This window comes from Paenarthrobacter histidinolovorans, from assembly GCF_014647595.1.
Lineage (GTDB): Bacteria > Actinomycetota > Actinomycetes > Actinomycetales > Micrococcaceae > Arthrobacter > Arthrobacter histidinolovorans.
On record NZ_BMPM01000001.1, the window covers coordinates 906,378 to 927,456 of the forward strand.

At 64.0% G+C, this 21,079-nt stretch carries 17 protein-coding genes; 6 read left to right on the top strand and 11 right to left on the bottom strand.

Annotated features, from left to right (window positions below; genetic code table 11):
- Positions 1–128 precede the first annotated feature (128 nt).
- From IEY62_RS04190 to IEY62_RS04200, 3 genes are all read right to left on the bottom strand, one after another.
- Positions 129–341, bottom strand: a complete 213-nt coding sequence (locus IEY62_RS04190; RefSeq protein WP_017199160.1) for a helix-turn-helix domain-containing protein — start codon at positions 339–341, stop codon at positions 129–131.
- A 250-nt stretch (positions 342–591) separates the two neighbouring features.
- The gene (locus IEY62_RS04195; protein ID WP_229785053.1) at positions 592–1,740 is read right to left on the bottom strand and encodes a 3-deoxy-7-phosphoheptulonate synthase; all 1,149 of its coding nucleotides are present in this window, start codon (positions 1,738–1,740) and stop codon (positions 592–594) included.
- Positions 1,741–1,959: 219 nt separating this feature from the next.
- Complete coding sequence (locus tag IEY62_RS04200; RefSeq protein ID WP_189014176.1) at positions 1,960–2,979, bottom strand: acetylxylan esterase; 1,020 nt, start codon at positions 2,977–2,979, stop codon at positions 1,960–1,962.
- On the opposite strand from IEY62_RS04200, the gene IEY62_RS04205 reads away from it, so the two are divergent.
- The gene (locus IEY62_RS04205; protein ID WP_189014178.1) at positions 2,978–3,118 is read left to right on the top strand and encodes a hypothetical protein; all 141 of its coding nucleotides are present in this window, start codon (positions 2,978–2,980) and stop codon (positions 3,116–3,118) included. The genes IEY62_RS04200 and IEY62_RS04205 overlap by 2 nt on opposite strands.
- Positions 3,119–3,282: 164 nt before the next feature.
- Positions 3,283–5,397, top strand: a complete 2,115-nt coding sequence (locus IEY62_RS04210) for a DUF6807 family protein (protein WP_189014180.1) — start codon at positions 3,283–3,285, stop codon at positions 5,395–5,397.
- Here the strand turns inward: IEY62_RS04210 and IEY62_RS04215 are convergent.
- Genes IEY62_RS04215 through IEY62_RS04235 form a run of 5 tightly spaced genes read right to left on the bottom strand, consistent with a single transcriptional unit; the run spans position 5,306 to position 10,544 of the window.
- Positions 5,306–6,634, bottom strand: coding sequence for an MFS transporter (locus IEY62_RS04215; protein WP_407671464.1), 1,329 nt, complete (start codon positions 6,632–6,634; stop codon positions 5,306–5,308). The two genes, IEY62_RS04210 and IEY62_RS04215, sit on opposite strands and share 92 nt — an antisense overlap.
- Before the next feature lie 17 nt (positions 6,635–6,651).
- Positions 6,652–7,329 carry a Poxvirus protein I5 gene (locus tag IEY62_RS04220; protein WP_407671465.1) on the bottom strand — a complete coding sequence of 226 codons (678 nt, stop codon included), beginning with the start codon at positions 7,327–7,329 and terminating at the stop codon, positions 6,652–6,654.
- Between the two features lie 13 nt (positions 7,330–7,342).
- Positions 7,343–8,260 (bottom strand): carbohydrate ABC transporter permease, encoded by a 918-nt coding sequence (locus tag IEY62_RS04225; protein WP_189014182.1) that lies wholly within the window; start codon positions 8,258–8,260, stop codon positions 7,343–7,345.
- Entirely contained in the window at positions 8,257–9,207 is a 951-nt protein-coding gene (locus tag IEY62_RS04230) for a carbohydrate ABC transporter permease (protein WP_189014184.1), read from the bottom strand. The genes IEY62_RS04225 and IEY62_RS04230 overlap by 4 nt, the downstream gene beginning before the upstream one ends.
- 50 nt (positions 9,208–9,257) lie before the next feature.
- Positions 9,258–10,544 (bottom strand): ABC transporter substrate-binding protein, encoded by a 1,287-nt coding sequence (locus IEY62_RS04235; protein WP_189014186.1) that lies wholly within the window; start codon positions 10,542–10,544, stop codon positions 9,258–9,260.
- Positions 10,545–10,737: 193 nt separating this feature from the next.
- Here IEY62_RS04235 and IEY62_RS04240 point away from each other — a divergent pair, with 193 nt between their 5' ends.
- Entirely contained in the window at positions 10,738–12,756 is a 2,019-nt protein-coding gene (locus IEY62_RS04240; RefSeq protein ID WP_189014188.1) for a beta-galactosidase, read from the top strand.
- Positions 12,757–12,826: 70 nt separating this feature from the next.
- Here IEY62_RS04240 and IEY62_RS04245 read toward each other — a convergent pair whose 3' ends face one another.
- The 3 genes from IEY62_RS04245 to IEY62_RS04255 all read right to left on the bottom strand — a co-directional run bounded on the left by IEY62_RS04245 (position 12,827) and on the right by IEY62_RS04255 (position 16,263).
- On the bottom strand, positions 12,827–14,203 hold the full coding sequence (locus IEY62_RS04245) for an ABC transporter substrate-binding protein (RefSeq protein WP_189014190.1): 1,377 nt from the start codon (positions 14,201–14,203) through the stop codon (positions 12,827–12,829).
- Between the two features lie 190 nt (positions 14,204–14,393).
- On the bottom strand, positions 14,394–15,326 hold the full coding sequence (locus tag IEY62_RS04250) for a carbohydrate ABC transporter permease (protein ID WP_189014192.1): 933 nt from the start codon (positions 15,324–15,326) through the stop codon (positions 14,394–14,396).
- Positions 15,319–16,263: a carbohydrate ABC transporter permease gene (locus tag IEY62_RS04255; protein ID WP_189014194.1), complete on the bottom strand. Its 945-nt coding sequence runs from the start codon at positions 16,261–16,263 to the stop codon at positions 15,319–15,321. The genes IEY62_RS04250 and IEY62_RS04255 overlap by 8 nt, the downstream gene beginning before the upstream one ends.
- 372 nt (positions 16,264–16,635) lie before the next feature.
- On the opposite strand from IEY62_RS04255, the gene IEY62_RS04260 reads away from it, so the two are divergent.
- The 3 genes from IEY62_RS04260 to IEY62_RS04270 are packed head-to-tail and all read left to right on the top strand — an operon-like array spanning position 16,636 to position 20,980.
- The gene (locus IEY62_RS04260) at positions 16,636–17,832 is read left to right on the top strand and encodes a dienelactone hydrolase family protein (RefSeq protein ID WP_189014197.1); all 1,197 of its coding nucleotides are present in this window, start codon (positions 16,636–16,638) and stop codon (positions 17,830–17,832) included.
- Positions 17,829–19,877, top strand: coding sequence for a DUF6807 family protein (locus IEY62_RS04265; RefSeq protein WP_189014199.1), 2,049 nt, complete (start codon positions 17,829–17,831; stop codon positions 19,875–19,877). Before IEY62_RS04260 ends, IEY62_RS04265 begins: the two co-directional genes overlap by 4 nt.
- Positions 19,874–20,980 (top strand): M24 family metallopeptidase, encoded by a 1,107-nt coding sequence (locus tag IEY62_RS04270; RefSeq protein ID WP_189014201.1) that lies wholly within the window; start codon positions 19,874–19,876, stop codon positions 20,978–20,980. The genes IEY62_RS04265 and IEY62_RS04270 overlap by 4 nt, the downstream gene beginning before the upstream one ends.
- The last annotated feature ends 99 nt before the right edge of the window (positions 20,981–21,079 follow it).

Below are 21,079 nucleotides of genomic sequence, written 5' to 3' on the forward strand. Positions count from 1 at the left end.
GAACAGATCCGCGGAAGCAGACAAGTACAACTGACAGATTCTTACATTGACGTAAAACGTTCCTTAACAGAGTACCGCTTCAAAGGGGCACCCCATGACCACGGTCCGTTGGACGGACCCCGGAAGCCTCAGGCGGTCTCGGATTGCCCGTCAACCACAGCGCCCTTGAGGTACTGGGCCACGGCTTCTTCGGGGACCCGGAAAGAACGGCCAAACCTGACGGCCGGCATTTCCCCTGAGTGGACCAGGCGGTACACGGTCATTTTGGAAACACGCAGGACGTCGGCCACTTCAGCCACCGTCATGAAACGCGCATTCGAGAAGTTAGTCTCCGCGGACATTTCCCATATTCCTTTGCTCTCAGCCGACTAGGACACCCCCAGGAACGGTGTGACGATGCTGAGCCATCAAACAACCATGTGCTAGATACTCTAGAGGCTGATGGGGCCTATGTGAAAGCTTTTCCAGGAAGTGGGACCCTACTCCCCCTGCTCGGCCGGCACCGGCAGCGCCCGATTCGTGGGCTCGCTGCCGGGAGTGCCGAACGCGTGGCAGGTTGCGCAGCGCGGCCACGAAACGGCGCCCTCCGAACTACTCCCCCGAGACTTCCCGGCGCTTCCTGGCCGAGGCCGCGAGTTGTTCCAGCACCGAAGCGGTGACATCCCATTCCATGCAGGCGTCGGTGACACTCTGGCCGTACACGAGCTCCTGCTCGCCGGCCAGCTGCTTGGCCACATCCAGGTTCTGCGCGCCGCCCACCAGGAAACTCTCCAGCATGACGCCGGCAATCGGGGAGGAGGCGCCTGCTTCGAGCTGGGCACCGATTTCCAGTGCGACCTCCGCCTGGCGGTGGTGGCTCTTGCCGCTGTTGGCGTGGCTGGCATCGACAATCAAGCGGGGGTTGAGCCCCTTGGACGCCAGCTTGGCGGAAGCCGCTGCAACGTCGTCCTTCGAGTAGTTCGGTCCCTTGCGTCCGCCGCGGAGAATGACGTGCGTGTCCGGATTTCCGGAGGTCGCCACAAGAGCCGCCCGGCCGTCGTCGTCGATTCCCAGGAAGGCCTGCTCAGCGGCCGAGGCGCCGCAAGCATCGATGGCAACCTGGAGGTCGCCGTCGGTGCCGTTCTTGAAGCCGATGGGCATGGACAGCCCCGAGGCAAGCTGGCGGTGGATCTGGCTTTCGGTGGTGCGCGCACCGATGGCACCCCACGAGACCAGGTCAGCCATGTATTGCGGGCTGATGGGCTCGAGGAATTCGGTGGCTGTGGGCAGGCCCAGCGCGGTGACCTGCTTCAGGAATCCACGGGCGGCACGCAGGCCTGCAGCGATGTCATGGCTGCCGTCCAGGTGGGGATCATTGATGAGGCCCTTCCACCCGACTGTGGTGCGCGGCTTCTCGAAGTACGTCCGCATGACCACCAGAAGGTCTTCCTTGTGCTTCTCGGCCTGGCTGACCAGACGGCGGGCGTATTCAAGCCCGGCCTTGGGGTCGTGGATGGAGCAGGGTCCCACGATCACCAGCAGGCGGTCGTCGACGCCGTCCATGATGGCGCGGACCTGGTCGCGGCCGCGGTCGACGACGGCTGCTGAGCGGGCGTCCAGCGGCAACTCGGCGATGAGGTCCTGCGGGGCCGGAAGCGGCTCGAAGCGGGCCACCCTCAGGTTGGAGGTGGCAGGCTGCGCGACGTTCGTGGCGGCTGGGGAGTCGATCGCTTCGATGGATTCTGGGGCGGTGCTGGTCATGTCTGGGTCCTGTCCGGGAAACGGAGCGGGCCCCTTTTCAGAACCCGCCGGATATGGCGAAGGGCAGAGAATCATCTCTGCCCTGTTGGCTCTGAAGGAAAGTTGGATGCGTGTCAGTTAGACGCGGGCCCCTCCAGAGCCAACGAAAAATACGCATACCAACGGTTTGTCATAGCCACACCATAACCGCGGCCGATCGGGACCGGCAAATCGCGTTCGTCATGATGACAAAAGTTTGCGCAGGAACTGCAACTGCTTGATCCAGTGGTGTTCCTGGCCGCCTTCATGGTTGTTGAAGCGGTAGACCTCCATGTCCTTGGCGGGCGCGCTGCCCTTTGCGAGGGAATCAGCGCCGTAGTTGTTGTAGCTCGCGAACACCGTGGACGGCGGGCAAATATCGTCCATCTGTGCTGCCGAGAACAACGCCGGAACGCTTGCCGCCCGGCCGAGGTGGACGCCGTCGAAGTAGTTGAGCACAGCCAGCATGGGCTCGTAACGGTCGCGGTGCCGGCCCAGGAATCCGGCGATCTCCGGGTACGGGCCACGTGGTGTGATGTCGATGGCGCGCGGGAAGTCCTGCAGGAAGGGGACGTCGGGCAGCGCGGCGATAACGCCGTCGAGCCTTCCGGCCGTCAGTCCGGCAGCCGCAACAGTAATGCCGCCACCCTGGCTCACGCCGGTGAGGACCACAGCGGAAGGGTCGACGGCGGGATGGTGCTGTGCCGCTTCCACCGCCCGGAAGGCGTCCACGTAGACCCGCCGGAAGTAGTAGTTGTCCTGGTGGTCCGCGCCCCGGGTCATCAGGCCCGCATAGTTGACCTCTCCCGCTGACGGGTGCGGATCCGGGGTGTCGCCGGAGACACCGCCGTAGCCTTGCCCCCTGGTGTCCATGATGAAGTGCGCGTAGCCGGCCTGTGCCCAGCGGGTGTTCTGGTTGACCAGGCCGCGCCCGCCGGAGTAGCCAATGTATTCCACCACCACGGGAAGTTGCTTGCCCGGTTCCAGGTGCGCCGGAAGGTGAAGCCACCCCTTGATCCGGGCTCCCCCGAAGCCGGAGAACGTGACGTCGAAGGTGTCGATGACGCTGAGGTAGTTGTCCACCGGCTCAAACACCGCATCCAGCGGGACAGCGCGGGCTTCGGCTATGGTCCGGTCCCAGAACCGATCCAGATCTGCCGGCGGGACCGCGGCTGAGACATACTCGCGGAGTTGCTCGAGGGGGAGGTCAAAGAGAGGCATGAGGTCATCCTACGTCATGGTTTTGTGGGCGCTGTCACAGGGCGCGGGGGCCGCCGGTCCCCTGCAGCAGCTTGCCGCACCGGGCCCAGCTTCCGATCTGGAAGCCGACCTGGAAGCCGACCTGGAAGCCGACCGGTAAGTTCACTTTTTGAATCGTTACATTTTTGCTTTTTCGGCGCTACACTGGACTGAACCTTCCATTGGAAAGCGCTTGCTGAGTAGAGTCTTAGGCAGCACCGTACACCGTAATTACTTCGACGACGACGTCACGCGCCTTCGTTGCAGCCCCAGCAGAGGAGAGCCATGGATACCCCGTCCCTCGAGCCCGCCATGAGTTCGATGCCCTTGCACAGCCCATCCGGAACCACTCCGGTACGGGCAAGGATCGCTTTGGTTGGAGTCCATGGATTCGGCACGCATCATCTCCAGAACCTCAAGCGCCTCACCGCCGATGGGCTGGTGGAACTTGTTGCAGTGGCTGACCCCAATCCCCCCGCTGCAGGAGCCCTGCCGGAGACCACGGCAGTCCACGGGACGCTGGATGAACTGCTTGCCGCAGACCATCGTCCGGACATCATCATCGTGGCAACACCCATCCAGACCCACGCTCCCCTGGCGCTGTCCGTGCTGGCTTCCCACGCGAACCTCTACCTGGAGAAGCCACCCGTAGCCTCCATGTCGGATTTCCTGCGGCTCCAGGAAGCAGCATCCACCACCGGCCGGAGTGTCCAGGTGGGCTTCCAAAGCCTTGGCTCGCATGCCCTGGCCGCAATGGAACAACTGGCGGCCGGCGAATCCACGGCGGACTTCCCCGGCATAGGCACCCTCAAAGGAATCTCCGCAACCGGGCGATGGGTCCGGGACCGGGCATACTACAAACGCTCTCGCTGGGCAGGAAAGCGCAGCCTGGACGGGGTGGACGTGGTGGACGGCGTTGCCACCAATCCCTTGGCCCATGCGATTGCCACGGCCCTGCGCATCGCCGGGGCCCGGGAAGCACACGAGCTGGCCTCGGTGGAGACCGACCTCTACCGTGCAAACGACATTGAAGCTGACGACACCTCCGTGATCCGTCTCCGGACCCTCAACGGCTTGCCGATCACCTGTGCCCTCACCCTCTGCTCGGCCGAATCAGTGGAACCGTACATCACACTGCATGGCTCAGAAGGAACGGCCGTATTTCACTACACGGAGGACCGCGTCACCGTCACCACGGAGGCCGGCGAAAGCACCCGCGTCTTCGGACGCGAGGACCTCACTGTGAACCTGATCGAGCACCTCTCCAGCGGCGTCCCGCTGATCAGTCCACTCCACCACAGCGGCGCGTTCATGCGCGTTGTGGAAGCCATCCGCACCGCCGAACCACCCCAGCCGATCCCCCCGGACTACGTGGAGTGGGTAGGCACGGGCTTGGAGGCGCATGCGGTGATTCCGGGCATCCAGGATGCCGTGGAACGTGCAACGCTCGCCCACGCCACCTTCGCCGGGCTGGGCCTGCCCTGGGCACGACGGGCCACGACAAACACCGAACCGCTTTTCGCGGGCGAACCGCTTTTCGCGGCCGGCCCGACCGACGGCAGCGGCCCGGCCGACACCATGCTCCGGAACGGCAGTGGCCTCGAGTCCTGGCTCTCGCCCCGCCCCTACCTGCACCCCGTCAGCACCGCCTCCGGGACAGTGGTGACTGACCATCTTCCGTCGGACCACGTCTGGCACCTGGGGGTGGGTTTCGCCCTGCAGGACGTCAACGGCAGCAATTTCTGGGGAGGCCGGAGCTACCGCCGGAACGCGGGAAAGTACGTGGACCTGATGGATCACGGCCGAGTCGGGATTGCCGGCGCTGCCCTCGATGCCGACCGCACCACCTTGGACCTCGACTGGTTCGGTTCAGACGGCAGTCTCCTTCTCCAGGAACGCCGCACCTTCGAACGGACCGTCATTACCGCCCGGACGTGGCGACTGGACATCCGGACCCGGCTCACCGCCGTCGTCAATGCCTCCCTGGGCAGCCCGGGATCGCATGGTGCCGCCGGCAGCGGCTACGGCGGGTTCTTTTGGCGGCTTCCGGCCAATGCCTCACCGCGCGTCTTTTCCTCCACAGGCGACGGCGAAGCCGCCGTGCACGGCTCGGTTTCGCCGTGGCTGGCGTGGACGGGAGAGTTCGACGCCGGCCCTGCCACCTTGGTGTTCGCCGCACCCCGGGAATCGGCGGACCCTTGGTTCGTCAGGTGTGGGGGCTACCCGGCAGTTGGTTCGGCCCTGGCCTGGGATGAGGCCGTCGAGTTGGCTGCCGGAGAGTCGCTGACGCGGACAATTTCCGTCTGGATCAGTGACGGCTTGTTGGATCCGACGGAGATCGAGGACTTGGTTGCGGCTGGACGCGACGACGCCCTGAGCGCCACATCAGGAGGCCAATGACCACGGCGGAGACCATGCCCAAAGCACCGGTCACCACCAGCCCGGTCCGTACGCCGAAGTCTTCGGTGAGCCATCCTGCCAGCAGCCCACCCAGGGCATGGCCGCCCAGGAGCAGCGGAAAATAGAGGGCGAGGACCCGTCCCCGGACATGCGCGCCGGCTTCAAGCTGCACAGCGGTGGCCGCGCTGGTCAGGAAAACGAGCGTCATGAAGCCGACCACCACCAGCATGGCCACAAACCATTCCTGCGTGGGCATCACTGCCGCGATCGATTGCGTCAACCCGAAAAGCCCCGCACTGGCTACGATCCCTTTGCGGCCAAAGCGCTTGATCCGGGTGGCCACCAGCGCCCCGGCCAACGCGCCGAGGGCGCTGACAGTATTGAACAGGCCGAAGCCCGCAGGACCGCTGTGCCAGACCCGGTCGGCGAAGGCGGCCAGAACCACAGGACCGTTCATGCCGAAGGCACCCAGCAGCCCTGCCAACAGCATGGTGAGAAGGAGTCGTGGGCGGGCACGGACAAAGTGGAATCCAGCCAGCACACGGCCTTTCCGGGCCGCCGGATCCGGGGCCGTCGCTGAGTGATGGAGTTCTCCTGGCCTGATGGCGGCGATCATCACCAGGACCGCTGCCCCCAGGCAGGCATTGGCCGCGAAAGCCGCCGCCGGGCCCGCATGGGCAATGACAACGCCCGCCAGTGCCGGTCCGGCCATGGCGCCCAGTTGGCCGATGGCGCTGTTCAATCCGATGGCCGCCGGCAACCCGGCGTCGCCCACTACTTCGTTGACGAAAACCTGCCGCGCGGGTCCGTCAATGGCGCTGGTGACTCCCAGTGCGATGCATGCGGCGTAGACCACCCAGACGTCGCTGCCTCCCATCGCGTTCCAGACAGCGAGCCCGGCAGCCAGTGCGATGGCCACCGATTGGCAGAGAACAAGGATGCGGCGTTTGGGAAAAAGGTCCACCAGGACACCGCTGACGGGCCCAACCACCAGCATGGGCAGGAATTGGAGAGCGACGGCCAGACCCACGGCAGCCGGACTGCCGGTGAGCTGGAGAACCAGCCAGTCCTGGGCCAGCCGCTGCATCCAGACCCCGCCGCTGCCCACCAAGGAGAGAGCCACGAAGAGCCGGTAATTGTGGTGCCGCAACGGATAGTGCCAGGTCTCTACCGGGCGGACACGCCGGCTTGCGGGTTTGGCGGAGGAAGATCGACGTGTAAACAGGCGCGGCGGCACTGGGAGGACTGCTCGATTCAGCGTAGTGGACGGGAAGGTTTGACCTGGCGTTGCGAACGGATTTTGATGCCTGCGGCGGCCAGGACCAGCGTTCCGGGGACAATGACAAACAGCGCCTGCAGCATCCAAACGAACACCACTGCCATGAACACGGCCGCGAGCAGCAGCAGTGAGCCGCTCCAGTCCCGGAGCGAGTCAGCCTTGGCACCGGCATAGGCAGCAGCCCAGCGCTGGGGACCGGGGACGTCGGCGGTTTCCCGGCCCGCGTCGCCATACCAGGTCACTGCCCCGCTCCAGTTCGCGGCGATCCGCAGGAACAGCACGGCCCCTGCGGCGGCCAGTATCAGGGTTGCGGGCAGGATTGCTGCCCGGCCGGGCAGTTGGCCTACCAGCGCGAGCAACAGGTTAAGGACAATCACGACGGCGGCTGCCGCCGTCGTGATTCCCATCTTCCAGCTGCCGGGCAGTGCGCGGCGGAAATTCCCCCACAGGCTGCGAAGCGAATCGTCCCTTCCGCTGAGGTGCCTTTCCAGGTGCGCGACGCCGGCCGCGTAGGCAGCCGGCGCCGTCACCAGGGGGATGGACAGGAGGAGCACGATGACTCCGGCCAGGATGGTCTCGGCGAAGAGGGCAAAGCGGTTGACCGGAATTCCTGGTTTCGATGTCGACTTGCCGGCGGTGTCCATGGTGCTCATTTCCGTCGCTCCTTCAGCCCTTGAGGCCCTGCGTTGAAACGCCTTCGACGATGTAGCGCTGGAAGACGAGGAAGAAGACCAGCACCGGAAGGAGTGCCAGGACCGACATGGCGATCATGGCTCCGTAGTCCGAGGACTGGGTTTGGTCCACGAAGAGCCGCAAGGCCAACGGCAGCGGGTACTTTTCGGGGGTGTTCAAGTAGAGCAGCGGACCCAGGAAGTCGTTCCAGCTCCAGATGAAGGAGAAGATCGACGTTGAGATCAGTGCCGGTTTCATGAGCGGGAGCATGATCGATCCGAAGATCCTCACGTGTCCGGCGCCGTCGATCCGGGCGGCTTCGTCCAGTTCGGCCGGGAGGCCGCGCATGAACTGGACCATGAGGAAAACGAAGAACGCGTCCGCGGCGAGGAACTTGCCGATCAGCAGGGGCACGTAGGTGTCCACCAGCCCAAGCTGCTGGAACACGATGTACTGCGGGATGATCACCACGTGGAACGGCAGGAGCAAGGTGGCAATCATCATGCCGAAGAACAGCCCGCGGCCGGGAAAGTTGATACGGGCGAAGGCGTAGGCGGAGATGGATGCCGAGAGCACGGTTCCGACGACGGCGCCGACTGCCAGGATCAACGAGTTGGTGAAGAACGTCAGGGTTGAAACCCCGCCGATGCCTTCCATGGCCGTGGCGAAGTTGTCGAAGCTGAAGTTGTTCGACCACAACGCATTGTTCGCCCCGCCGATTTCGGAGTTCGGTTTGAAGGCCGAGGTGATCATCCACAGGGCCGGGTAGAGGACCATGGCCACCAGTGCCAGGGCAATGATGTGGAAGATTGCGCTCTTGATCCGCTTGGCTGTGGTGGATTCGGACTTCGGGTTGTAGGCCGGCGCCGGACTGCTGGACGTGGACGTGACGGGCGTTGCCGTGGTTGTCATTTTGCATCACCGCTGTAGTGGACCCAGGACTTGGAGGTTTTGAAGAAGATCAGCGTAATGATGCCGACCACGATCACCAGGAGCCAGGCCATTGCCGAGGCGTAGCCCATCCGGAAATCGGAGAAACCGCGCAAGTACAGGTAAAGGGTGTAGAAGAGGGTGGATCCTGCCGGCCCGCCTTCACCGTTGGAAATGATGTAGGCGGAGGCGAAGATCTGGAAGGCGTGGATGGTTTCCATCAGGAGGTTGAAGAAGATCACCGGGGACAGCATGGGCCAGGTGATGTTCAGGAACTTCCTGACCGGGCCGGCGCCGTCCATCGATGCTGCTTCGTAAAGGTCGGTGGGGATCTGCTTGAGGCCGGCGAGGAAGATCACCATGGGTGCGCCGAACTGCCAGACGGTCAGCAGAATCATCATGCCCATGGTCATGTTGGGATTGCCCACCCAGCCGCCGAGGTTGATTCCGAAAAAGGACAGTCCCTGGTCCACAGGCCCGGAATCGCCGAACATCGCCTTCCAGACGATCGCGATGGACACCGACGCGCCGATCAGGGACGGGGCGTAGAACGCGGACCGGTAAAAGCCCTGGCCTTTGCGTTTGCTGTTGAGCAACATCGCGATGGCCAATGCTGCTGCGAGCTTCAGCGGGGTACCGAAGACCACATACTGCAGGGTCACACCCACCGACTGCAGGAAGCGCTCGTCCTGGAAGAGGGTGGCGTAGTTATCGAATCCGATCCACTTGGGGGCATCGAACAGGTTGTAGTTGGTGAAGGAGAGGTACAGCGAGGAAATCATCGGGCCCACGGTCAGGGCGATGAATCCCAGCAGCCAGGGCAAAAGGAAGGTGTAGCCGGCGCGGGCGTCCGCCCCGCGCCGCCGCGACTTGCGCGGTTGCGAGGGAGCGGAGGCGGTGCGCCTGCTCAGGGTTGGGCTTTGAGTCACGAGATCAGTCCGTCAGTTGGGAAGCCAGGATCAGACACAGAAGGTCTGGATCAGGCGTTCTGCTTAATGAGGTCTTCAGCTTCCTTGAACCACGCATCCACTGCGCCGTCCACGGTGAGCTTGCCGTAGTTCAGGTCCTGGGTGACCCGCTTGAACGTGGACTCGAGGGTGCCGAAACCAACGATGGGCGGCTCCGGTGCGTCCTTGAGGTACTTCTCGATGGACTTCTCGTAATCGACCACCAGCTTGTCGGTGCCTTCAAAGGTTGTGCCGTCACGCTGGGTCTTCGACGCCGGCACACCGCGGGAGGTCTTGAAGATCTGGCCGACCTCGGGATCGTTGACCATGAAGTCGATGAAGCGGGCAGCAGCATCCTTGTACTTGGTCTTGGCACTGGCCACCATGAGCATGGAGGGCTTGAGGAACAGGCCCAGGTTGTCCTGGTCATCAGAGGGGACGGGAACCAGCTTGAGTTCCTTGGCGCCGCTGTCTGCGAGGTAACCGGCCATGAAGTTGTCCCACGTGACTTCGGTAGCGGTGACATTCGACCCGAACGGGGACTTGGGCAGCAGCTGGGTTGCCTTGTCTTCGCCCACAATCGCACCGGTGCCGCGCAGGTCAGCAGTGAGGTTCCACCACTTCTTCAGGTCGTCCTTGGAGAATCCGAGCTTGCCCTCGTCAGTAAAGGCCTTGATGTTGTTCTGCCGCAGCCAGATGTTGAAGTTCCACCAGATGCCCGTGTAGTCGGTGCCGCCGAACAACGTGCCGTTGCCCTTGGCGCCAACCTCCGCCAGGAAGGCGTTGAATTCCTTGTAGTTCCAGGAACCGTCCGGCTCCGCGATGCCCAGTGAAGCGAGCTTGGCGGGATCGTAGTACACCGCGAAGGCGTTGGTGCTGGTGGGGATGCCGTAGGTCTTGCCGCGGATCTGGCCCGAGGGAAGGAGTGACTTTTCAAAGGCGTCCGTATTGATCTTTACGGTCCCCAGGTCCAGCAGTTGGTTCCGCTGGCCGTAATCGCGCAGATAGGACAGATCCCACTGCATCACGTCCGGCAAGCCGCCGCCGGCGGCCTCCGTAGCGCGCTTCTGCCAATACCCGGCGAAGTCCGAGAAGTTGCCGTTGACCTTGATGTCCGGGTTCTTGGACTCAAACAACGCGATGGCCTTGCGGGTGCGTTCGGCGCGGTCATCATTGCCCCACCAGGTGTAGGTGATAGTGACCGGCTTGTCAGCGGTACCGGCCTGTCCGCTGGACGAGGACTGGCCACAAGCGGAGAGGAACGCGGCAGATGCCGTGCCGAGAGCCACCGTGGTGAGGAATTTCCTTCTATCGATCATGAGAGCCTCCTTGCTCAGTTGGTGCAAGCTTTCCGAGTTTCTGCAACGTGGCAGTGATCTCGCTTACACTCGTTCTGAATCGATACAATATCCTCATTGGACAATCTGGGCAAGCGTTTTCCAAAGACAACCGCTTAGCCCATTCCGCCGCACCGCTTCCCTCCGAATCCGCCAACCCGAGCAAGGAGTCACCATGACCTCCCCCGAAACACCCCACCGCCCCAACGTGTGGAGCAGCCTGGACGGCCTCGCATACGGCGGTGACTACAACCCGGAACAGTGGCCCGAGGATGTCCGGCTGGAAGACATCGAACTCATGAAGGAAGCCGGCGTCACCTTCCTCAGCGTCGGGATCTTCTCCTGGGGCCTGCTCGAACCCACCGAAGGCAACTACGATTTTGCGTGGCTGGACGAGGTCATGGACAACCTCCACGGTGCCGGCATCAAAGTTGCCCTTGCCACGGCCACCGCATCACCCCCGGCCTGGCTGGCCCGCAAGTACCCCGAAATCCTGCCCGTCACGGCGGAAGGAACCAGACTTGAGAGGGGCTCGCGGCGCCACTACACGCCGTCGTCCGCTGTGTACCGCAGGTACGCCGCCACCATGACGAGGGTCATCGCCGAACGCTACAAAGACCACCCCGCCCTTGCCCTCTGGCACGTGGACAATGAACTCGGCTGCCACGTGGGCGAGTTCCACGGCGAAGAGGATGCCGCCGCGTTCAGGGCGTGGCTCGAGCGGCGGTACGGCTCCATTGAAGAACTCAACGAATCCTGGGGAACAGCCTTCTGGTCCCAGCACTACGCCTCCTTTGAGGAGATCATCCCGCCGGGAGCCGCGCCCACAACCCTGAACCCAGGGCAACAACTTGATTTCGCCCGGTTCAACTCGTGGGCGTTCATCGACTATTACCGGGAACTGCTGGCTGTCATCCGCGAGGTCACGCCGGACATACCGGCCACCACCAACTTCATGGTGTCCAGCGCGACCAAGTCACTGGACTACTTCGATTGGTCCAAGGACATGGACGTGGTGGCCAATGACCACTACCTGGTGGCCGCCGACCCGGAGCGCGGGATCGAACTGGCGTTCAGCGCGGACCTTACCCGCGGCGTGGCAGGCGGCGCGCCCTGGATCCTGATGGAGCACTCAACATCCGCGGTCAACTGGCAGCCTCACAACCAGCCCAAAATGCCCGGTGAAATGCTGCGCAACTCGCTCGGCCATGTGGCCCGCGGCGCTGATGCTGTCATGTTCTTCCAGTGGCGGCAAAGCAAAGCCGGATCAGAGAAGTTCCACTCGGCCATGGTCCCCCACGGCGGCCGCGATACCCAGGTATGGCGGAACGTTGTGGAGCTCGGGAAGGCCCTCACCAGGCTGGAACCGGTCAAGGGTTCGCGGGTGGTTTCCCAGGTGGCAATCGTGTTCGATTACGAAGCATGGTGGGCTTCTGAACTGGACTCCCATCCGAGCAATTCGCTGAAATACCTGGACACCATGCGGGCTTTCCACCGGGAACTCTACCTGCGTGGGATCACCGTTGATTTCGTGCACCCTACCGCCGATCTCTCTGGATACGAGCTGATCCTGGTCTGCACCCTCTACGCCGTGACGGACGCTGCCAGCGGTTCAATAGCCGCCGCAGCCGAGGGCGGGGCCACGGTCCTCATCAGCTACTTCAGTGGCATCGTGGACGAACGGGACCATGTACGCCTGGGCGGCTACCCCGGCGCATTCCGGGAACTGCTGGGAGTCCGCAGCGAGGAATTCCATCCGCTGTTCCCCGGCACCACCGTCACCCTGAGCGACGGAACGGCGGGCTCGGTGTGGAGCGAACATGTCCACGCGGAACCTGGCACGCAAGTGGAGGCCACATTCACCGGCTACCCGTTGGAGGGCGTTCCGGCGTTGACCCGGCGCAGCGTTGGAACAGGATTTGCGTGGTACCTCGCGACCCTCCCGGACGCCGCCGGGATCGAAGCGCTGACCGCACGACTGGTGCAGGAAGCCGGGGTGAGGCCCGTGACCGAAGCTTCCGCCGGCGTCGAGCTTTCCCGTCGGCAGTCCGACGACGGCCGGACCTTCCTGTTCGCCCTCAACCACAGCACGGAGGACGCCACCGTCAAGGCCGACGGCGAGGACCTCCTCAGCGGGGAGCGCTTCACCGGCGTGGTTCCCGCCGGCGCAGTCGCCGTCATCGCGGAAGACTGACTCCACAAAAAACCGCGCCCCGGGTGGTCACTAATGACCAGCCCGGGGCGCGGTTCCCGTTGCAGGAAAGCTAGCTGATGGCGGACTTCATTTCGTCCACGGCCTTCTTGCCGGCTTCTTCGGCCGAAAGCCTGTTGAACATGACTTCCGAGGTGTAGCGCTTGATGATCTCCTGGATGGCACCGGCACCCTTCGGCGGGGCTGCGGGCGCCTCACCGAGTTCGTCCTTGATGGCGCCGATAAAGTCCACTACCTTGACGTCGGCCTTGGCAAGCTTGGGTGCGATTGCCTCCCGGACGTCGGAGTTCGGGTAGACACCGCGGTCAGCCAGGAGGATCTCGCCGGCCTTGACGTTGTTGGTCAGGAAGTCGATGAACTTGGCAGCTTCCTCAGGGTGCTTGGTCCGTGAGGACGCAGACCAGAACTGTGAAGCCTTGTACCAAAGCCCGGCGTCGTCAGCCTTGCCCGTCTTGGACGGGAAACGGAGGATCTGGAGCTCGCCACCCGCTGCCTTCTCCAGGGCGGGGAGCTGGTTGGACCACCAGAACGCCATGCCGTTCTTGCCGGTTGCGAGCCCGCTCTGGTCAAGCGGCGCGGCTTCCGCTTCAACGATTTCCGACGCCGACGGGACCGCCTTCTTCTCGCTCATGTCCTTCAGGAATTCCCAGTAGCCCTTGATATCGGAGGGCTCGAAGCCGAGCTTGCCGTCCTGGGTGTAGAGGGACTTGCCGTTCTGTCGCAGCCAGACCCCGAGCGAAGCCTCGTCCGTGCCATAGGCTGCGGCACCGTAGGTGCCCTTGGGAGACTTGGCCGTTACTTCGGCGGCAATGCGCTCGAAATCTTCCCAGGTCCAGGTTTTGTCGTCCGGGAGGGCTACGCCTGCAGCCTGGAAGACCGCCGGATTAGCGAGGATGGTGGCTGCGTTGATGCCTGCCGCGATGCCCGTCAGACCCTTCTCGCCCTTGCCTGCGTTCAGCGCAGCTTCGTCCAGCTTGGAGGTATCGATCTTGTACTTGGAGAGGTCAAGCAATGCACCGCGGGTGGAGTATTCGGTGATGTACTTTTCGTCCATCTGAATAATGTCCGGAGCGTCGTTGGCAGCCACCTGCGTTGCCAGCTTGTCCCAATATCCGGACCAGTCCCCGAACTCGGCCTTGACGGTGATGTTGGGGTTCTCGGCTTCGAAAGCCTTGATGGCTTCCTGGGTCAGCTGGGCCCGCTTGTCGCCGCCCCACCAGGAGAAGCGAAGTTCAACCTTGCCGTCGGCGCTCTTGGGTTCCGAGCCGCCGCCACAGGCGGTAAGCGCAAGAACCGCGGCCGCCGTGGCTGCGATCAGGGCTGAGGCACGGAGCTTGCGCTTGGTGCGTTTGGCCTTGGCAACCAAAGGACCTCCTGTTGCTGTTGCTGCTGCGGGGGCGACTGCTTCACCCTCTGGATGTACGGGCACTGATGTCTCCGATCTTCGTTGATCCTGATGCGATGGAATGGCTGAGAAAGCGTTTTCTTGGTTCCAATTTATGGTACAAGTCACATTCTTGTATGACAAGATGTGTGCTTGTTTTTGTCCGGAAAGTCCGACGGCGGCGCCCACCTGGAGGGGGCAGCGGACCGCCCCCTCTGGCAGGAAACCGGCACGGCTACTTGATACCGGTGGTTGCGATGCCCTTGATGAGGAACCTCTGGCCGAAGAGGAACACCAGGAACACCGGCAGCAGGGACACGATGGACATCGCGAACAGCGATCCCCAACTGGTGGCCGACTGCGAGTCCACAAAGGCGCGCAGCGCGACGGGAACGGTGAACATGTCCGGGTCCGTCAGGTAGATCAAGGCCCCGAAGAAGTCGTTCCAGGTCCAGATGAACGTGAAGATGGTGGTGGTGGCCAGGGCCGGGACCATCAGCGGAAGGATGACCCGGAGGAAGATCCTGGGGTGCCCTGCACCATCGATGCGGGCCGCCTCATCGAGGTCCTTCGGAATGCCGCGGATGAACTGGACCATCAGGAACACGAAGAACGCATCCGTGGCCAGCAGCTTGGGCACAATCAGCGGCCAGAAAGTATTTACCCAGCCGATCTGCGAGAACAGGATGTACTGCGGAACGATCACCACATGGAATGGCAGCATGATGGTCAGCAGCATGATGCCGAAGAAGAGCTTCTTACCGGTGAACTGCAGCCGGGCGAAAGCATAGGCGGCCATGGAGCAGGAGACCAGGTTGCCGACAATCGAGCCCAGGACCACGATCGCCGAGTTGATCATGTAATGCCCGAACGGGTGCGTCAGCGCCGACCAGCCGTCCGTGTAGTTGCTCATTTCGAGGTTGTTCAGCCACAGGCCGGGCTCGCGGAAGATGAGGTCGTTTGGCCGCAGGGAGGAAATCACCATCCACAGCAGCGGGTAGATCATCACGCCACCAACAACGATGAGGATCGCGTGCTTGATCAGGCCTTTGACGCGGGCACTGCGGCTGAAAGCCAGGCTTCCACGGGACTCACGCCGGCGAGGGTTCTTCCCGGACTTTTCGGCGGGACCGCCACTGGCGGCGGGGAGGGTCTGGAGTTTAGTCATCGTAGAACACCCAATACTTTGAAGCGATGAAGTTGATGGCAGTGAAGACACCGATGATGACCAGCAGGAACCAGGCCATCGCTGAGGCGTAGCCCATATCAAACTGGCCGAAGCCCTTTTGATAGAGGTACAGGGTGAAGAACATGGTGGAGTCCGATGGTCCGCCATTGCCGCCGGAGACGATGAACGCCTGGGTAAACGACTGGAACGAACCGATGATCTGCAGCACCAGGTTGAAGAAGATGATGGGACTCAGCATGGGCAGGGTGATCCGCCAGAACTGCTGGAGCGTGGTGGCCCCATCCACCTTGGCTGCCTCGTAGTACATCACCGGGATTTGCCGCAGCCCGGCCAGGAAGATGATCATGGGGCTGCCGAAGGTCCACACGTGGAGCAGGATGATGGAGCCAAGGGCGGTATTGGGATCCGAGATCCAGCCCGGCCCCTCAATTCCGATCATTGCCAGGACCTGGTTCACCAGGCCGGTGGTGCCAAAGATCTGCTTCCAGAGGATGGCAACAGCTACGGAGCCGCCCAGCAGGGAGGGCAAGTAGAAGATGGAACGGTAGAACGGCAACCCGCGAAGGCCTTTGTCCAGGACCAGGGCAATCACCAGGGCAACCGCCAGCTGGAGGGGGACACCCACCAGCACGTAGGTGAAAGTGACCCGCAGCGAGTTGTGCAGCCGGGCATCGCCGAACATGCGGACAAAGTTGTCCAGGCCTACCCATTCCGGGGGCTGGAGGAGGTTGTAGTCCGTGAAGGACAGGTAGAGCGACATGAGCATGGGCCCCACCGTGATGACCGCCAGGCCAAGCAGCCACGGAAGGAGGAAGACATAGGCGGCCTTGTTGTCGCGGCCGTTCGCCTTCTTCTCCTCCTTGGTCATGGGGCCCTTGCGGCGGGTCATGGATGAGAGTTCGCCTATAGCGCTCATTGCTTCCCCCTCGCCGTCCCGCGGGCGCCTTGCGGCGTCCCCGCGTATTCGTATGCGGCCATGTGGTCTCCTTTGGTCATCGTGGCCATCCACGTAGTACGGGTGTGGTTGGTGTTTGCCTGCCGGGACGTCGCCAATCCTTTGGCGCTACCCCTTCGAAGTGCCAGGATGCGGGTCCCGGTTTCAGCGGCTCCGTACCAAAGTAAACGTTTTCTTGACCCATGTACAGCCTTTTGCTAATTTTTGAGAAAGCGTTTTCTTGCGAAACCGCCGCATATGGTTTTTCACGCTGAAGAAGCCCGGCGTGAGTATTCGCATACCCTCCGCACCGACAAGGCAGGACACCATTGTTTCCCACCGACCCCGCCTGCCATGACCCGGACTGACGTGGCAATGCCGCCCACCCGTCCCACCGCCCTGGGCGGCTACGAAGACTGGCCCGTCTACATGGCAGCCCATCGCCACGAGGCTGACTCCCCTGAGCGCCGGCAACTCGCCGATGTCCTGGGCGTACCGGCCGTCCCTTCGAACCTTGCGTACACAACGCACCGGGAGACGGAGCACGACGGCGTCATCACCTCTTCGCTGTCCTGGCAGTTGGGCTTCGGACCACGGACAGCTGCTTGGTTTGTGCGCCCTGCAGGAGTTACCGGCCCGCTTCCGGCCGTGCTCGCCCTGCACTGCCACGGCGGACTCAAGTTTTGCGGAGCCGAGCGGTTGGTGGCCCTCCAGGATCAACCCGCGGATCACGACGCCGGTGTTCCGCCCTTGGAGATCCGGGCAAGCCTCTACGGCGGACGGGCGCTGGCCACGTGGTTGGCCCAGCAGGGTTTCGCGGTCCTGGCCCATGACACCTTCATGTGGGGCAGCCGCCGCTTCGGACTCGATCCCCTGCCGCGGCGGACGGCCAACGCAATCGACGGCCAGCAGGCACTCTGGCGGGAGGCCGGCGTCGAACCTTCCACGCAGCAACGCTACGACGCCGCGGCGGCGGCCCACGAGGAAACCGTGGCGAAAGCCGCGACACTCATGGGAACCACCGTTGCCGGGACAGTTGCCCACGACGACCTTGCTGCGCTGGGTGTCCTCGCCTCGCTGCCCGGGGTGGACCAGGACCGGATAGCCTGCCTTGGTTTTTCAGGTGGGGGCGGCCGGGCCCTCTTGCTTGCCGCCCTGAGCCCCGTGATCCGCAGCTACGTGGTGACGTGCATGATGACCACCTTCGCCTCGCTGCTGCCTGCCTACCTGGACGCGCACTCGTGGTTGCTGCACTCCCCCGGCCTCGCCAGGCTCGGGGAATGGCCGGACCTGGCCACGCGGTCCACGGCCCGGGCGCTGGTCCAGTACGCCCTGGATGACCCCCTCTTCCCGGAACAGGGAATGCGTGACGCCCATGCCTACCTGGCCGGTCACCTGCCGCCCGGGCTGTACGGCGGCAGCTTCTGGCGGGAACCACACGTTTTCAGCCGGGCCATGCAGGAGGAGGCGGCAGCGTTCCTCGCCGCTGCCTTGCGGCCCGGGCACCGCATCAATTCACCCGTACCTGACCGCACTAGGACAGACTCATGACCCAACCCGCAACCGCCATCCCAGTGGACAACCGCCCCCGGCTTCCCCGCATCGCATTGGTGGGTGTGCACGGCTTCGGCGAAAGGCACCTGGAAAACCTTGGGCGCCTGGGCGCTGACGGTGTCCTTGAACTGGTAGCCGTCGCCGATCCGTTGCCTCCTGCCGGCGGCACACTCGGCCCCGGAGTCAGCGTCTTCGCTTCCCTCGATGAACTGTTGGCTGCAGGGACCGCCCCCGATGTCGTCATCGTTTCCACCCCCATCCAAACCCACGCTCCCCTGGCACTCGCAGCCCTGCAGGCCGGTGCCAACGTGTACCTGGAGAAGCCGCCCGTGGCGTCCATGGCGCAATACGAGGAAGTGATGGCAGCCGCAGCGAGCGCGGGCCGCCTGGTGCAAGTGGGGTTCCAGAGCCTGGGGTCGCACGCGTTGCCCGCTATCGAAAAACTGGTGGAATCAGGCGAAATCGGCGAAATCCGGGGCATCAGCGCCACAGGATTGTGGCTGCGGAACAAGGCATACTTCAAGCGTTCCCGTTGGGCCGGCAAGCGAAGCCTCAACGGAACGGACGTGGTGGACGGCGTAGCCACCAATGCCTTGGCGCACGCTGTCGCTACCGGGCTGCGGCTTGCAGGTGCGCGGACCGTGACCGACGTGCAGTCCGTGGACACAGATCTCTACAGGGCCAACGATACGGAGAGCGACGACACCTCCGTAGTGCGGGTGCGGACGACTGACGGCATGGTGCTGACCTGCGCGCTGACGCTTTGCGCGCCCGTGCAGTCCAAGCCATCGGTCACCGTGTTCGGCACGCTGGGCCAGCTCACACTCTCCTACACGGAAGACCGCGTGGAGATCACCACCGCTGAAGGTGTCCGGACCGTCGCCTTCGGACGTATCGACCTCCTGGAAAACCTCTTGGGGGCCAGGAGCGAGGCAGAGCTGCTCAGCCCGCTCAGCGGTGCCGGCGCGTACATGGCGGTCCTGGAGGCCATCCGCACTGCCTACTCACCACAGCCGATCCACCCGGACTGGGTGTCGTGGGAAGGCGACGGCGACGACGCCCACCCCGTAGTCCACGGCATTGAATCCCTGATCCGACGGGCAGCCCTTGGCCAGGCCACCTTCGCGGAACTCGGGGCACCCTGGACTGCGTCCGGCGACCCCGCTTTCAGGATCAATGACACACCGGTGGCTACCCTCCAGGACGGATCCCACATCCGGCCCACCTCCTCGCCCCGCCCCTACCTCCACCCCGTGCGGACCCTCGCCGGAACCGTCGTGACCGACCACGTCCCGGAGGACCACGTGTGGCACCTCGGGGCGGGCGTGGCCCTCCAGGACGTGGATGGCATCAACTTCTGGGGAGGCAGGACCTACACCCGTGACGCCGGAGCGTATGTCTGGCGCAAGGACCACGGCAGGATCGTCACCGACTCCGCGGTACAGGGCGACGGGTACAGGCAGGAGAGGCTGAGCTGGGTACGGCCTGACGGATCACCCCTGCTCCGCGAGCAGCGCGGGTGGCGCTGGGCCGCCGTCGGAAATTCCGTATGGAAACTGACGCTGGACTTCACGCTTGAGTCCGCCACTGGTGGTCCCGTGCTGCTGGGCAGCCCGGGTTCCAACGGGCGGCCGCAGGGCGGCTACGGCGGCTTCTTCTGGCGTTTACCGAAAGTAGGAGATGCCACCATCTGGACCCCGGAAACCCGGGGCGAGGATGCGGTGCACGGCAGCGTGGCCCCGTGGCTGGCGTGGTCGGGAACGTTCGACGCCGGAACCTCCAGCGCAGCGCATGTCACCGGTGACCCCGGGCTGGGACCCCCGGCAACGCTCGTGTTCCTCGCCTCGCCGCAGGCCCCGGACCCATGGTTCGTGCGGCATTCGGGCTATCCCGGCGTCGGGCTGTCCCTGGCATGGGACCGCCCGGTGGCCACGGAACCCGACCGCCCGGTCCACCGGACAGTGACCGTATTGATCGCGGACGGGTTCCTCGCAACCCACGACATTGAACAACTCATCACCACTTTGGGGGAACAGGCATGACCACACCTACTCAATCCGCCACGGCTCGGGCGACCACCGCTCCGGGCAACGTTGCAGACCGTGCCGTGAAGCGTCGCCGTGTCCTGGACATCCTGGACACAGCGGGCCGCGACTCACTTCTGCTGACCTCCAACACCGCCCTCACCTGGTACCTGGACGGCAGCCGGGTGCACATCAGCCTTGCTGGCGACCCCATCGCAGCCCTCCTGGTGGACCGTAGCGGCGACCATTTGGTCACCTTCAACAACGAGGCCGGGCGCATGGCGGCCGAGGAGTTGCCTACGGGGGTCAGCCTGGACACCGTCCCGTGGCACGGGCAGTTGCATGCGGCAGCAGCAGCCCTGGCCGTCGATGGTGACCCGCTGGTGGAAGCCACCGTCACCACGGAGCTGCGGGCTGCCCGCCAACAGCTGCTCCCGGCAGAAACGGCGCGCTATCACGAACTCTCCGTCGATGCGGCACAGGCCATGACAGATGTCCTGGCGGCCGCAACCCCGCAAACAACGGAATTCCAGCTGGTCTCACAGCTGGCCGCCCGCATTGTGTCGGTAGGCGCCGAGCCGCTCGTGCTCCTGTGCAACGGTTCCAGCCGCAGCGACTTCCGCCATCCCCTGGCCACCCATGCCCCGATCGGGCGCCGGGCCATGGCCGTGGTGTGCGCACGCCGCAACGGTTTGGTGGCCAACGTGACCCGTTGGGTAGCTTTCGACGCCGGTACTCCCCAGGAGCTCGACGCCGAAGCCCGCATCGCAGCGGTGGAGGCCGACATCTTCCGGGCCACAGTCCCGGGAGCGCGGCTCAACCAGGTTTTCACCGAGATCCAGCAAGCCTATGCACGGCACGGATTCGGCGCCGACCAGTGGACGTTGCACCATCAGGGCGGTCCCGCAGGCTACGCCGGACGCGATCCCCGGGTGACGGCCGAGGCGGCGGACTCCATCGTGCTCAACCAGCCTTTCACGTGGAACCCGTCCGGCCCTGGTGTGAAGATCGAGGACACCGTGCTGCTCACGGATTCCGGCCTGCGCGTCCTGACGGCAGACGAGCGGTGGCCGACCACCGACGTTGACGGCCACCGTCGACCCCTGACACTGCGCCCGTAGCTCCTGCACCCACTACCAAAGGGGCGGGGTCACCGTGATGGTGACCCCGCCCCTTTCGTTCGTGCCTACCCAACTGGGTCGCAGATCAGGCCGTTCTGA

Bases quoted from the DNA above. Each gene is read 5' to 3' on its own strand.
- IEY62_RS04190 (WP_017199160.1), bottom strand. From the start codon at position 341: ATGTCCGCGGAGACTAACTTCTCGAATGCGCGTTTCATGACGGTGGCT.
- IEY62_RS04195 (WP_229785053.1), bottom strand. From the start codon at position 1,740: ATGACCAGCACCGCCCCAGAATCCATCGAAGCGATCGACTCCCCAGCC.
- IEY62_RS04205 (WP_189014178.1), top strand. From the start codon at position 2,978: ATGAGGTCATCCTACGTCATGGTTTTGTGGGCGCTGTCACAGGGCGCG.
- IEY62_RS04200 (WP_189014176.1), bottom strand. From the start codon at position 2,979: ATGCCTCTCTTTGACCTCCCCCTCGAGCAACTCCGCGAGTATGTCTCA.
- IEY62_RS04210 (WP_189014180.1), top strand. From the start codon at position 3,283: ATGGATACCCCGTCCCTCGAGCCCGCCATGAGTTCGATGCCCTTGCAC.
- IEY62_RS04220 (WP_407671465.1), bottom strand. From the start codon at position 7,329: ATGAGCACCATGGACACCGCCGGCAAGTCGACATCGAAACCAGGAATT.
- IEY62_RS04225 (WP_189014182.1), bottom strand. From the start codon at position 8,260: ATGACAACCACGGCAACGCCCGTCACGTCCACGTCCAGCAGTCCGGCG.
- IEY62_RS04235 (WP_189014186.1), bottom strand. From the start codon at position 10,544: ATGATCGATAGAAGGAAATTCCTCACCACGGTGGCTCTCGGCACGGCA.
- IEY62_RS04240 (WP_189014188.1), top strand. From the start codon at position 10,738: ATGACCTCCCCCGAAACACCCCACCGCCCCAACGTGTGGAGCAGCCTG.
- IEY62_RS04250 (WP_189014192.1), bottom strand. From the start codon at position 15,326: ATGACTAAACTCCAGACCCTCCCCGCCGCCAGTGGCGGTCCCGCCGAA.
- IEY62_RS04255 (WP_189014194.1), bottom strand. From the start codon at position 16,263: ATGAGCGCTATAGGCGAACTCTCATCCATGACCCGCCGCAAGGGCCCC.
- IEY62_RS04260 (WP_189014197.1), top strand. From the start codon at position 16,636: ATGACCCGGACTGACGTGGCAATGCCGCCCACCCGTCCCACCGCCCTG.
- IEY62_RS04265 (WP_189014199.1), top strand. From the start codon at position 17,829: ATGACCCAACCCGCAACCGCCATCCCAGTGGACAACCGCCCCCGGCTT.
- IEY62_RS04270 (WP_189014201.1), top strand. From the start codon at position 19,874: ATGACCACACCTACTCAATCCGCCACGGCTCGGGCGACCACCGCTCCG.